Source organism: Lancefieldella parvula (genome assembly GCF_963547875.1).
GTDB classification, from domain to species: domain Bacteria; phylum Actinomycetota; class Coriobacteriia; order Coriobacteriales; family Atopobiaceae; genus Lancefieldella; species Lancefieldella parvula_D.
In genome coordinates this window covers 61,604-74,708 of the sequence record NZ_CAUUSI010000004.1, presented here as the reverse complement: position 1 = coordinate 74,708, position 13,105 = coordinate 61,604, and the positions used below count along the sequence as shown (strand labels likewise).

Sequence of the window (13,105 nt, the reverse complement as noted above, 5' to 3'; positions counted from 1 at the left end):
CTACTCACCTCGCTTAACTACATAGCGCTGCTCAGAGAGAACCTGGGCAAATGACTCGATTGTGCTCCACACATGGTCGGTGCGCCGCCAGGCAACACTAACCGAGTACGACATCTCTTTTCCCAGCTCAATAATGTGAAGGCCAGACGTTTCAAAGTCGTAATTAGACGAAGCAACCAGCTCTGATGGCAAGAAGCACGCACCAACGCCTCTCATGGCAAGCGCCAAAAGCGTCTCGGAGTTTCTGGACATGACCTTGATAGTGGGAGAAATACCCGACGCGGCAAACGCATGGCGAGCAAAACTACCAGCAATGTCTCGCTTACCTACCGTTAAGAAGGGGCAAGCTTCCAAGGCCGTGAGCTTTCCCGTCTTTTTGACTTGCGCGACAACCGAGTCAACCTTATCTGCATACAAAGACTCAAGAAGCGCTTGAGAAACAACCAGAACGATCTTCTCGTCAAATAGCTTTTTAACAACTAGGTCATACGACGATGAATTAACCGTTGCAACAATCAAGTCAAGCTGGCCTTCAGATAGCCACTCAACCAGCTCGTCATTCTCGCCCTCATCAAGCTCAATGGAGATATTTGGATGCAATTTTTGGAAAGCAGCGATGGAGCGCGGCATGATGATGTGGCCTCGTGTTGCGGTAACACCAACACGCAGGCGACCTCGCTCGTTGCCCGCAATATCAAGAAACTCTTGATCCATAGCGCGACGCTGAGCCTGAAACCTACGGGCATAACGCAAGAACTCTTCTCCCGCAAACGTTAGAGACAACGGGACGGTGCGTTCCAACAGCTTAGAGCCAAGTTCTTTTTCTGCTGCCGCAATATTTGCCGAGAGCGTTTGCTGCGTTACGCTCAGGCGCTCAGCCGCCTTGGTGAAGCTCTTTTCTTCTGCAACGGCAACAAAATAATCCATAGTTTGAAAGTTCATTTTTGCTCCCACTGTATTACAAAAATTACTTGTAATTATAACCATTGAAAACAGTTGGACTTCAACTTTTTAGTTGCCTACTCTATTTACATAAGAAATTCGTTTGGAGTGGATGCATGGTAGAGCTAATAGTACTAAGTGCCTTTGCGGTGATGCTCATCGTAGGTACAGCCCTATCTTTCCCCCTTACATCTATCTTGACCATTGGTTTCTTCCTCTTTTTTGGTTACGGACTCTCTCGTAAAATCTCTGCAAAAAAGCTTCTTTTGGCAGCCTTTGAATCTGTTTGGGAAGTTAAAACAATTATTGCGCTGTTTGCTGTTGTTGGTGCTATGAGCGCAGCATGGCGAGCAGCTGGAACCATTCCAGAGATTGTCAGCATTTCTGCTTCTCTTATTTCTCCTTCTGTCTTTATTCTGGCAACCTTCTTACTCTGCACCATGATGTCCATGCTTTTGGGCACCGCATTTGGTACCGCTGCAACTATGGGTATCATCTGCATGTCTATTGGTAAGGCAATTGGAGCAAGCGAATTTTTTATTGGTGGCGCTGTCCTTGCAGGTAGCTACTTTGGCGATCGTTGCTCCCCTATGTCTACCAGCGCAATCCTTGTTTCGCAACTCACCGATACCAATCTATCCAAGAACATTAACCGCATGCTTCGTACCAGCGTGGTGCCTTTTATTGCTGCATGTGTTATCTACGTGGCTTGGGACTTCTTCATGGCAAACACGGGAACTATTCCCGACATTACTGGTCTTCTGAGCCGCTCCTTTAGGCTTTCTTTGATTTCACTTACACCAGCACTTCTTGTAATTGTTTTCTCGCTTCTTAAGGTTGATGTCATTGTGACTATGGCATCCAGCCTGGTACTTGCCTGCATTCTGTGTGTCACCGTTCAGCGAGTTCCTCTTGCAGATCTGCCTGTCATCCTGCTCTTTGGCCTACGTGCTCCAGGAGCTACTGTTGCAAACATGGTTAATGGCGGCGGCGTCTTCTCCATGATGAACGTCTTGACAATCGTGACCATTTCTTCAAGCTACGCTGGTCTTTTCCAGACAACTGGCCTGCTTCGTCGTATGTGCCAGCTGGTAGCTGACCTCTCCGATAACTCCACGCCTTTCTTTGGCGTTCTGATTACCAGCATGTTTACTTCAATGGTTTCTTGCAATCAGACCTTGGCAATTATGCTGACAAACGATCTGTGCGAGAACGCAGAAGACTCTTCAAGCGCCCTTGCTTTGGATATCGAGAATAGCGCTGTAATTCTTGCTCCACTGGTTCCGTGGTCCATCTCAAACATCTCGGTACTCTCTGCAATTGGCGCACCTTCTATGAGCCTTCTGGCTGCAAGTTTCCTCTATTTGCTGCCTCTTTGGACTCTGGGAATTTCCCTGTGGCTCCATCGCCGTCCAGCAAAAATTGACGGTCACCGCGCTCGTTGGCTTGGTCTTACCTCTGACGATGTTCGTAGCTGCTCATGGCCACGCGTACAGGATGATGAGTCCGCAGACTCTACCGCAAACCTTCCTGCCGTAAAGGTTGCTTAAGGCTCTGTTTAACACCTGTAATACGCATTGCTAAAACTGTAAGTGCCTTACTACACCTGCGCTTCTATTGATGCTTTGGTAATTCAATAATTCGGTCACAACGTTGAGCAATACTCATATCATGCGTGACCATAAGAAGCGTCTTATGGTTTGCGCGAACGGAATCTAGCAAACTGTCTATAACAATAGTGGCCATAGCCTTATCAAGTGATCCAGTTGGTTCGTCAGCAAGAATTAAATTACCCGGTTTTATCATTGCTCGAGCAATTGCCACCCTCTGCTTTTCTCCACCAGAAAGCTCATTTACAACTGCGTCGTATTTCTCGCCAATTCCATAACCTTCCAAAGCAGCTCTTATGAGGCGTTCTTGCTCCTGCCTTGACAACTTAGTGTATTGAAGCGCTAGTGAGAGATTTTTACTTACTTTCCAGTCATTAATGAGAGCAAAAGATTGGAACAAATAATTGATCTCTGTACGCCTCATTATTGTTGCTTTTTTACTATTGATCGAAGGATATGCTCTTCCCTCAAGGTTGATTGTGCCTGAGTCTAGCGTCTCGAGAAGACCGATGATATTAAGAAGCGTTGATTTTCCACATCCAGAAGGGCCCACGAGAGCCACTGACTCTCCGCTTTCTATCTCAAATGAAATGTTATGAAGAACTGTGTTGCTTCCAAATGACTTATTGAGAGCATCTACCTGTAGAAATGTTTTCATAACTACTCCTTAGAGAGATTCTCTAGAACAATTCTCATAGTGCTTCTATTTGCAGAAATACTGATAGTCAAATTGGAAATCAATAACATCAAGCAGCCCATTATTATTCCAAGAGTTGAACCTATGACAATCATGCAAAGTGTTCCAACAAGTGCAATGAAATTCACTATGAGGAAAATATTTATGTATTGCTTGTAAATGCCAAATCCCAACATGCATTCAACGGCAATTTTTCTTTCATTCAATCTTTGAACAATTGAAATCATGCTTATTTGAATCACCGTTATAGCTGCAAACATAAGCACAATTACAACACCGAATAAGAGGAAGAGCTCCTGCAGAGATTTTCTGTAGTCCTTTATAAAGCTCTCTATCGAACTAAACTGTGTTCCAAAACCATCATCAGATAGCTGTACAACACCGCTGGAATCCAACAAATTTGCAGCGGCCTCAGGTGATAACTTTATGTAGCTATTATCAAGCCCCGTAGCAACTAAGCTCTCTGATTCTTTGGGAACCATGTTATTTGAGGTTACCACTTTGATTACAACATTTGTGCTTATAGAAGGGCTGTCTATATTTGTTGACCAGGTAAAAAATCCCCCACTAGCATCGTATTCAATAAATTCAGATGAAGGATTTTGCATATAGGGTGTGACAATGTCTGACTCAAATATCTTGTCGCTTCTAGCCACAAGTTCTCTTAGCAGAGATTTTTGCTCTTCTGAGTACGAGCTTGGAACGAGATAAATCCTTGTTCCATTCTCCGCTTTTTTAACTTGTTCATCAGTCAACGCTACCCCAATTTCTTTTAGATAAGATGGGGATGCAATCAGAACATCAAATGGCTTCAAAATCGATGAATTTACTTCATAGGCATTTAGCGTTGGCTCACCTATTTGATTTACATGAGCAATATACACGCCTGTATCGTGCTCGTGGGTTTTATACCAATCAAATAATTCCTTACTTTTATCCATTGGCCTGCCGTTGAAAAAATTACCTTGAGAAACGTGATTTCGGACAATATACCAATCTTTATATACAGACCAATTTTCTTGAGTGGATAGTAAATTTGAGTACATTGTTATAGGAGCATCCATATACGTAGAACCAGCAAAAACTACTACACAACAAAGCGCATAAATGATCGCCGTTAGAACGTACAGACCCTTTTGCGACAGTCTTCCTAAAATTGCATCTACAGGCCGAATTGTTAGAAGTGGAGCAGCAGAAATTAGTACCGAAACCACAACTACAAGTATTGCTGGCATTGCCGAGGTAAACGTAAACAGTAAAAAACTGCCAGTAATATCAAATCCGGAGCAATTAACCATTGTCCACATAAAGGCTAATGGCAGTAAAACAGCTGCTAAAGCACAATAGAAAAAATAATGATGAACGACGTAATCGCTCTTACTCCAGCCAAGCATTACGTGAACACCGAGTTTCTTTAATTCTTGTAACGAGTTGTAATACGTCAGCAAACAAAACGATATGCTCAGGATTATAAAAGTTACTCCAGCAACGTAGTAGAAGAGTCCAATTTCAACCGCTGATCCTGAATAATTAGTAATAAATTTTTCTTTGTGTAGGCCAGTAGCTTCTGAAATCTGACTAACCAATTCATCAAATTCTTCAGGAGAAAGGCCTAAAACAGCACAAGAATTTCCTAGATTATAGCCAGAAGTAATTTGATCTAATTTGAAATAAACTGAACCCAAAACATACGGCAAGTCACTAACCTTATTGTTAGTATCCATTCCGTAGCCAAGATATGACTCTGGAGAATGTCCTAGGAGTTCATTGATTTTTTGCCTATTTATAACTTGGGTACCAAGAATATCAAAGGAATCAAAGCTATTAGCCTCACTACCTGGAGAAGATAGCACGCCAACGGTCAATATCCTAGGCCCTTCAGTAATTGATTCAGTTTTCTTAGTTATAAGAATCATCTTGTGAGTTTGTGCGTAAGACCTAATAACTGATACAAACGTTTCTTTTGTCTCATCAGACATCTGTGAAGTATATAATTGCGGCTGATCAGAGAGCCAAGAATCGAATTTTCGGGAAGTAAAAATTTCTAAAAACCCTTTTCCCACCAAAAATGAGGAAAGTGCAATTAAGACAACTATGATAGAAACAATGAAGCGGTACGCTCTTTTCATTTCTTCACCTACAATTTCTTTGGATTACAAATAAATGAAGGTGCTTATTAGTTATAAAGCTATAAATATGCTTCTACAGAATTAGTATGAACTTAAACCGTTTACGTTTAATTGATCTCACTGATAACTATCGTAAACGGCTTCTATTATTCTACAAACGGTGTTTACTACCTAAATAAAAACCTCTCATGCTAGGACATGAGAGGTTTCAGGAATCGAAACTATTAACTGTTAGAAACTGTTAGCTGTTACTGTCTTGTGATAACCTCAGAAACAAGCTGGTCAGCAGGTACCTGTACCTGCTCGTGAGACTCCATGTCACGAAGAGTTACCGCGCCAGCTTCAACCTCATCTGGACCAATGACCACGCAAAGCGTTGCACCCATCTTATCTGCCTGCTTAAACTGAGCCTTTAGCGAACGGCCAGTACGATCAGCTTCGCATCTAATGCCAGCCTCACGTAGTGCCAGCACAGCATCAAATACAACAGGAGCCTGCTCAGCACCTGCGCAAGCTACATAGACACAGCTTGGAGCCGCTGGCTCGGCTGCAACACCAAGAGCTTCCAGCGCAAGCATAATGCGCTCAAAACCAACAGCAAATCCAACACCTGGAGTTGGCTTTCCGCCTTCAAGCTCAACAAGACCGTCATAACGACCGCCACCGCCAATGGCGCCAACACCAGCGTTTGGAACCTCTACCTCAAAGACGGTACGCGTATAGTAATCCAAACCACGAACAAGTGTTGGATCCTCAACGTATGAAATACCAGCAGCATCCAAATATGCCTTGACCTGCTCATAGTGAGCACGGCAATCATCACACAGGTTGTCAGAAATCAGCGGAGCGTCCTTCATGACCGCATGACAACTCTCGTTTTTGCAGTCAAACGCACGCAGCGGATTAATCTCTGCACGCTCAAGACAGTCCTCACACATCTCATCCTTGTGATCAAGAATGAACTGCTTGACCTTCTCGCGATATGTAGGACGGCACTCCGCATCACCCATGGAGTTAATCATGAGCTTCATATCAGCTGGCGAGAAACCCATCTGCTCGTAAAACTTCATCAACATGATGATGGACTCTGCATCGGCAGCTGGATCAGAAGCTCCAAGCCACTCAACACCTACCTGGTGGAACTGGCGCAGGCGACCCTTCTGAGGACGCTCTCCCCTGAACATTGCCTCGGCATACCAAAGCTTTGCGGGTGTTCCTCCCTGTGGCACAAAATTGTGCTCAACAGCAGCACGAACCACACCAGCAGTTCCCTCAGGACGCATAGCCATGCGCTGACGAGGCTTAAGACCGGACTCATTGCCGGCAGCTAGCAGGTCCTCAAGCAGCGCGCCAGAGAAGACGCGGAACATCTCTTTGCGTACCACGTCGGTTGACTCACCAATACCGTGAACAAAGGTATCTACCTGCTCAAGTGCAGGAGTCTCAATGCGGTCAAAACCGTAAGTACCAAACAGATGGCGGGCAATATCTTGCATATGCTCCCAAGAGCGCATATAGCCGCCGTAAAGATCTTCGGTACCTTGAATTCTCTGACCCATGAATCCTCCTTGTTGCAAACATAGATGTTTCTAGTTTACCCGTGAGCGGCAACTCTGGCACAGAAAAGCTTTCATAACTTCTGAAACCTATGAAAAAATCCGATTATTTTCTAGAAAACGTGAAAAAGTGCTCATGTAAGGGTTGCTTTTTAATTCCTACCATTTAGTATGAATTAGCGGATTTTGGGGTATGACAAAAACGTCAGTGACATTGGCGTTTGTCTTTGTCACAAAATCGCACTAGCGCAAAGGTTTTGCTCGCCCTAGAGCTGACATCTAGCTAGTCACAAACGTATCACGTGCTTGCACGTAGAGATATTTGGAGAGAGATTTATGGCAACTGAGCTACTCCGTGTAAACGGAATTTCCGCAGGTACCGAGGAGAAATCCATCCTGCATTCAATTGATTTGAGCATTGGTGATGGCCAGGCTCATGTTCTTATGGGGCCTAACGGCGCAGGTAAATCTACACTTGGCCGCGTTATCATGGGTGATCCAACCTATACGATTACCGATGGTTCTCTTATCTTTAACGGCGAGGACGTAACCGAGCTTGCAGCAGACAAGCGCTCCCTTGCAGGCATCTTCCTCTCCTATCAGGCGCCAGTTGAGGTTCCTGGTGTTCCTCTTTATTCATTCCTGCGCACCATTACACAGATGCGCCCTGAGCTTAAGATGACCGCTCGTCAGTTCCGTCAGCGTGTTGGTCAGATTTCTGATCAGCTTGAACTTGATCAGGGATTCTTGATGCGTGAGCTTAACGTTGGCTTCTCTGGTGGCGAGAAGAAAAAGGTTGAGATGCTCCAGCTTTTGCTGCTCCAGCCTAAACTTGCCATTCTCGACGAAACAGACTCTGGCTTGGACGTTGACGCACTCTCCGTTGTTTCAAAGGGCATTCAGGCCTATCGCGAGACCTGCGACGGCTCGCTGCTCATCATTACTCACAACACTCGCATTCTTGAGCGCCTTGAGATTGACCGCACTCACGTTATGGTTAAGGGTCACCTGGTAGCAGATGGTTCTGCAGACCTCATCAATCAGATTGACCACGAGGGCTTTGAGCGTTTTGAGAACCAGACTGATGAGGGCGGTGCTAACTAGTGAGCGAGAAGAAGCGATCTGAGGTCGCTGATGTAGACCGCTCGCTCTACGACTTCACCAAGTCCGAAGAGGGTTACGAGCGCTACGATGATGGCCTTACGCCAGAAATTGTGCGTGCTATTTCCGAGAAAAAAGAAGAGCCCGAATGGATGCTCCAGATGAGGTTGTCGGCCCTGGAAACCTATCACCAGCGCCAGATGGCTACCAACTGGGGACCTTCTATTGCAGGTCTGGATTTGAACCATATCTCCACGTATGTCTCGCCAAAGACTCAGCAAGCAAATAGCTGGGACGACGTACCTGAGGATATTAGGGATACCTTTGATCGTCTGGGCATTCCACAGGCAGAGGCAGAGAGCCTTGCTGGTGTTGGTGCTCAGTACGATTCCGAGATTGTCTATCACAACATGCGTGAGGAAGTTGCTGAGCAGGGCGTTATTTACACCACCATTGAGGATGCTTTGCATGATCCGCAGTGGGAGCCTGTTGTTAAAGAGTACTTTGGCAAGCTGATTCCTCCTTCAGACCACAAGTTTGCGGCTCTGCACTATGCCGTTTGGTCTGGTGGCTCTTTTGTGTATGTTCCAAAAAACGTCACTCTGGACTACCCACTTCAGAGCTACTTTAGGTTAAATGCTCAGGGTGCTGGCCAGTTTGAGCACACACTTATTATTGTTGAGGAAGGCGCTGACCTGCACTTTATTGAGGGTTGCTCCGCACCTAAGTACTACGCAGCAAACCTCCACGCGGGAGCTGTTGAGCTCTTTGTTAAGGACGGGGCACGTCTACGTTACTCGACCATCGAAAACTGGTCCAAGAACATGTACAACCTCAACACCAAGCGCGCAATCATTGGCAGCAATGCAAAGATGGAGTGGGTCTCGGGCTCTTTTGGTAGCCACGTTTCCTACCTCTACCCTTCTACCATCATGAACGGCGATTCCTCTAACTGCGAGTTCACCGGTATTACGTTTGCAGGCGCTACGCAGGACCTGGATACAGGCTGCAAGGTTATTATCAACGGCTCCAACAACTCGGCAAACGTTGATACCAAGTCCATTTCCAAGGACGGTGGCGTCAACACCTTCCGCTCTGCAGTTACCGTTGGTCGCAAGGCAGAAAACGCTCGCGTAGCGTTCTCGTGCCAGTCGCTGATGTTGGATAACATCAGCCGCTCCGACACCATTCCAGAGATGGATGTCCGCAATGCAACTGCTCAGATTGGCCACGAGGCAACTATTGGCCGTATTTCTGACGACACCGTTTTGTATCTGATGAGCCGCGGCTGCTCTGAGGCTGAGGCTCGCACCATGGTAGTAAACGGATTTGCAAACCCCGTCTCAAAGGAGCTCCCAATGGAGTACGCCGTTGAGATGAACAACCTCATTAAACTTGAGATGGAAGGAGCGATTGGCTAATGGATAACGTTTTGATTAATCGCGCCAACGTTCCTGCAGCTCAGACATGGAACCGTCTACGCGCTAACTCACTGTCAGTTTCTGTCCCAAATCACGCTGATGCAGGCAAAGTGTACCTGCCTCTGCCTCGCCTTTTTGAGCGCATTGAGTGTGGAATGGGCCAGGAGGTTACTGACTACGTAGAGTCTCAGGCATTTAAGTCTGATTTCTACAATGTTCCCGCTCATACCAAGCGAGAAGATCCTATTGTTGTTGCTGTTTCTGCAGCTCAAAACAAGTGCGCTAACACCGGCGTTATTGTGCGTGAAGGCGCTGAGGCTACCGTAGTTATCGCTGCTTTTGCAGGCGACGCGGGCGACGCACCTGCAGGCAACGACGCGAACGACGACGCGAGTGCTTCCAGCGACGCGCTTCCAACCAGCGCTGCACTCACCCGCATTGTGGTTGAGGCTGGTGCCAAGCTGCACCTTATTGAGATGCTTGGCGTCAACGAGGGCCAGCAACACCTTGAAAGCGTTGGCCTTGAGATTCACCAGAACGCTGCTGTTGACGTTAAGCAATATGCTCTGGGTGGATCAACCATTGGTCTTGGCCTTACCGCCAACTTAGTTGGCGCTCGAGCCCGCCTTGACCTTAACAATCGCTATCACGCTACTCACGAAGAGACGCTTGATATTAACCACCTGGTACGCATGCGTGGTACCTCTACGCGCGCGCAGCTCACCGAGTCCGGCGTCCTTAACGAGGCAGCTAAGAAGACGCTTCGCGCAACTATTGATCTTGTCCGCGGTGCAAAGGATGCCCAGGGCAACGAGATTGAAACGGTTATGATTCTTGGTGACGACGTTGTCAACAAGACCATGCCTGTTATTCTCTGCGATGAAGATGATGTTGCCGGTAACCACGGCGCTACTATCGGTTCTGTCTCCCCTGAGCAGCTTGATTATCTTGCAGCTCGAGGACTTTCTCGCCAGGCTGCTGAGCAGCTCTTTGTACGCGCGCTCTTTGAAGACGCCATCATTAATGCACCCGAAGAGATTTCTCACCGCGTGGCTGTTGAGCGTTGCGAGACTGAGCTGGGCGCAGAAATTGCTCACGACTATGACGAAGCTGCAGCTAGTGACGACGCAGCTGGCAACTCCCTGGCTGCCAGCGATGGCAGGGATTCCGGCGCTGAAGCTGATTCCAATAAAGGTGGTGTCGCGTAATGACCGACGCAGAAGTTGCTCAGATTACCGATAACCCTTACAAGGCAGATTTTCCGCTTTTGGCAGCAAATCCCGAGGTAGCTTACTTGGATAGCGCCGCTACTTCTCAGCGTCCCCGTGCGGTTATTGAAGCGCAGTCTCGCTTTTACGAGACCATGAACGCAAACGCACTGCGTGGATTGTATCGTTGGAGTGTTGAAGCAACCGCAGCTATCGAGGGTGCTCGTACTTCGATTGCAAAGTTCATTGGTGCTGTTGATAAAAACGGCAAGCCAGAAGACCATCAGATTATCTTTACGCGCAACACTTCTGAGGCGCTTAATCTGGTTGCTTCAAGCCTTGGCCGCTATGCACTCAAGCCAGGCGATGACGTGGTTATTTCCATTATGGAACACCACTCCAATATCATCCCATGGCAGCAGATTTGTAAAGCTACCGGCGCTAACCTTGTGTACCTGCGCATGAATTCGCAGTACCAGATTACGCCTGAAGAGATTGCATCAAAGATTACTGAGCGCGCCAAAATTGTATCTGTCACACATGTTTCCAACGTGTTGGGTACCCGTAACGACATCAAGGCCATTGCTAAGCGCGCTCACACCATGGGTGCCTACATGGTTGTTGACGCCGCTCAATCAGCGCCCCACATCCCTATTGACGTGCATGATCTTGACTGCGACTTGTTGGCCTTCTCGGCACACAAGATGTGCGGACCTATGGGCATTGGCGTGCTCTGGGGTCGCGCCGAGCTGCTTGATGCCATGCCACCGTTCCTTACTGGCGGCGAGATGATCGATTCTGTCACCGAAACCAGCGCCGTTTGGGCTCCTGTTCCCGAGAAGTTTGAGGCTGGTACGCAGGACGCCGCAGGTATCTACGCTACCGGCGCCGCTGTCGAATACCTTAACGGCTTGGACATGGCAAAGATCGAGAAGCGAGAAGAACTTCTCGCCAGGTACTTGGTGCAGCAACTGTGCACGCTGGACTTTGTTGACATCGTAGGCTCTAAGCTGGGACAGAACCACGTGGGCGCTGTGGCGTTTAACGTGCGCGGCGTTCATCCACACGACGTCTCGAGCATCCTGGACATGAACAACGTTTGCATTCGCGCTGGTCATCACTGTGCCGAGCCGCTTTTGATTGAGCTGCACGAGTCCAGCACCTGCCGCGCATCCGTTGCGTTCTACAACGATAAACACGACATTGACCAGCTGATCGAGGGTCTTAACCAGGTATGGAAGATCTTTGGCAGCGCGGTCAGCAGCAAATAAACAAGGAGTTGAAATAAGTGGCAGCAAACGACCTGTATAACGCTGAGTTTATGGACCACGTTTCTCACCCCGATTACAAATATCAGATGGACAACCCTACCGTTTCTCACGAGGGCGTTAATCCTTCTTGTGGCGATGAGCTGACGTTTTCCGTGCGTATTGAGGACGGAAAGATTGCCGAGGCTGCTTTTGTGGGTAGCGGATGCGCAATCTCTCAGGCGTCCGCCGACATCATGAGCGACCTGATGATTGACCGCACTCCAGAAGAGGCTATTGAGCTCTGCAAACTCTTTGGGCGCATGATTCGCGGAGAAGAGACTGACGAGGCTGTGCTTGATCAGCTGGAAGACGCCAACATTCTGCACGACATCGCACACATGCCTGCACGCGTTAAGTGCGCTGAGCTGGCATGGCACACGCTCGAGGAGATGCTCGAGGCTCACAACAGCGGTTCCGCCGCAGCTGGCGCATCTACCACCGAGGACGCGGATAGCGGCAGCGCCAAGGACGGCGAGTAGTCGTGGCCGGAATGTTCTCTACAAAGGGAATGTACGCACTTCGCGCAATGGCTGACCTGGCCGTTCACGACGGCTGGGTCTCGCTGGGCGATGTTTCCGAGCGCCAGAACATCTCGCGCAAGTACCTTGAGCAGGTCATTGCCCTGATGCACAAGGCGGGATACGTTGAGAGCCTGCGTGGAAAGGGCGGCGGCTATCGACTCACGCGCAAGCCCGAGGACTACACGCTGGGTGAGATTCTTCGCGCGGCTGAGGGAAATCTTGCTCCCGCTAGCTGCCTGAACTGCACAAACACCACACTTTGTCCTCAGATGGAGTCTTGCACCACCATCAACATCTGGCGCGACCTTGGCCGCATGACCTCCAGTTTCCTGGATAGCAAGACGCTTGCGGACATCGCCCGCAACGAAGGCAACATGCACGTCTCCCCCGCCGATAACCCTACTGCTGAGTAAGCGTTTAAACTGCGCTTTTATTGTCGTGTGCGGTGGGACTTGCACAGCGAGAAAACCCCGGAGTGCACCGGGTTTCTCGCGAGAAGGGCGCACCAGGAGTGCGCCAGATGTGTTCCGAATGCGCGCCTGATTTCTGCAAAAAATCTGTAACTTTTGCCTAAAAGCATCAAAGAATCTGTGGATTTGCCTGATTTCGT

At 48.1% G+C, this 13,105-nt stretch carries 11 protein-coding genes; 7 read left to right on the top strand and 4 right to left on the bottom strand.

The window, feature by feature from the left end:
• Positions 1 to 942 carry a LysR family transcriptional regulator gene (locus RWJ96_RS02955; RefSeq protein ID WP_314018854.1) on the bottom strand — a complete coding sequence of 314 codons (942 nt, stop codon included), beginning with the start codon at positions 940 to 942 and terminating at the stop codon, positions 1 to 3.
• A gap of 44 nt (positions 943 to 986) precedes the next feature.
• Between RWJ96_RS02955 and RWJ96_RS02950 the strand changes: the two genes are divergently transcribed.
• Positions 987 to 2,492 (top strand): Na+/H+ antiporter NhaC family protein, encoded by a 1,506-nt coding sequence (locus RWJ96_RS02950; RefSeq protein ID WP_314018853.1) that lies wholly within the window; start codon positions 987 to 989, stop codon positions 2,490 to 2,492.
• Positions 2,493 to 2,556: 64 nt separating this feature from the next.
• Here RWJ96_RS02950 and RWJ96_RS02945 read toward each other — a convergent pair whose 3' ends face one another.
• The 3 genes from RWJ96_RS02945 to hisS form a co-directional block, all read right to left on the bottom strand.
• Positions 2,557 to 3,210: an ATP-binding cassette domain-containing protein gene (locus tag RWJ96_RS02945; RefSeq protein WP_314018852.1), complete on the bottom strand. Its 654-nt coding sequence runs from the start codon at positions 3,208 to 3,210 to the stop codon at positions 2,557 to 2,559.
• A 2-nt stretch (positions 3,211 to 3,212) separates the two neighbouring features.
• Positions 3,213 to 5,378, bottom strand: coding sequence for a hypothetical protein (locus RWJ96_RS02940; protein WP_314018851.1), 2,166 nt, complete (start codon positions 5,376 to 5,378; stop codon positions 3,213 to 3,215).
• A gap of 248 nt (positions 5,379 to 5,626) precedes the next feature.
• Positions 5,627 to 6,937 carry a histidine--tRNA ligase gene (hisS, locus tag RWJ96_RS02935; RefSeq protein ID WP_314018850.1) on the bottom strand — a complete coding sequence of 437 codons (1,311 nt, stop codon included), beginning with the start codon at positions 6,935 to 6,937 and terminating at the stop codon, positions 5,627 to 5,629.
• Positions 6,938 to 7,270: 333 nt separating this feature from the next.
• On the opposite strand from hisS, the gene sufC reads away from it, so the two are divergent.
• Genes sufC through RWJ96_RS02905 form a run of 6 tightly spaced genes read left to right on the top strand, consistent with a single transcriptional unit; the run spans position 7,271 to position 12,908 of the window.
• On the top strand, positions 7,271 to 8,038 hold the full coding sequence (gene sufC, locus RWJ96_RS02930) for a Fe-S cluster assembly ATPase SufC (protein WP_314018849.1): 768 nt from the start codon (positions 7,271 to 7,273) through the stop codon (positions 8,036 to 8,038).
• Positions 8,038 to 9,456, top strand: a complete 1,419-nt coding sequence (gene sufB / locus RWJ96_RS02925; protein ID WP_314018848.1) for a Fe-S cluster assembly protein SufB — start codon at positions 8,038 to 8,040, stop codon at positions 9,454 to 9,456. Before sufC ends, sufB begins: the two co-directional genes overlap by 1 nt.
• A complete protein-coding gene (locus RWJ96_RS02920) occupies positions 9,456 to 10,664 on the top strand; it encodes a SufD family Fe-S cluster assembly protein (RefSeq protein WP_314018847.1) in 1,209 nt (402 codons plus the stop codon). The genes sufB and RWJ96_RS02920 overlap by 1 nt, the downstream gene beginning before the upstream one ends.
• Positions 10,664 to 11,935, top strand: coding sequence for a SufS family cysteine desulfurase (locus RWJ96_RS02915; protein WP_314018846.1), 1,272 nt, complete (start codon positions 10,664 to 10,666; stop codon positions 11,933 to 11,935). The genes RWJ96_RS02920 and RWJ96_RS02915 overlap by 1 nt, the downstream gene beginning before the upstream one ends.
• 17 nt (positions 11,936 to 11,952) lie before the next feature.
• Positions 11,953 to 12,453, top strand: a complete 501-nt coding sequence (gene sufU / locus RWJ96_RS02910; RefSeq protein WP_314018845.1) for a Fe-S cluster assembly sulfur transfer protein SufU — start codon at positions 11,953 to 11,955, stop codon at positions 12,451 to 12,453.
• Between the two features lie 2 nt (positions 12,454 to 12,455).
• Positions 12,456 to 12,908 carry an Rrf2 family transcriptional regulator gene (locus RWJ96_RS02905; protein WP_035428255.1) on the top strand — a complete coding sequence of 151 codons (453 nt, stop codon included), beginning with the start codon at positions 12,456 to 12,458 and terminating at the stop codon, positions 12,906 to 12,908.
• The last annotated feature ends 197 nt before the right edge of the window (positions 12,909 to 13,105 follow it).

Coding starts and splice junctions, on each gene's coding strand:
- RWJ96_RS02955 (WP_314018854.1), bottom strand. CDS start 942: ATGAACTTTCAAACTATGGATTATTTTGTTGCCGTTGCAGAAGAAAAG.
- RWJ96_RS02945 (WP_314018852.1), bottom strand. CDS start 3,210: ATGAAAACATTTCTACAGGTAGATGCTCTCAATAAGTCATTTGGAAGC.
- RWJ96_RS02940 (WP_314018851.1), bottom strand. CDS start 5,378: ATGAAAAGAGCGTACCGCTTCATTGTTTCTATCATAGTTGTCTTAATT.
- hisS (WP_314018850.1), bottom strand. CDS start 6,937: ATGGGTCAGAGAATTCAAGGTACCGAAGATCTTTACGGCGGCTATATG.
- sufC (WP_314018849.1), top strand. CDS start 7,271: ATGGCAACTGAGCTACTCCGTGTAAACGGAATTTCCGCAGGTACCGAG.
- RWJ96_RS02920 (WP_314018847.1), top strand. CDS start 9,456: ATGGATAACGTTTTGATTAATCGCGCCAACGTTCCTGCAGCTCAGACA.
- RWJ96_RS02915 (WP_314018846.1), top strand. CDS start 10,664: ATGACCGACGCAGAAGTTGCTCAGATTACCGATAACCCTTACAAGGCA.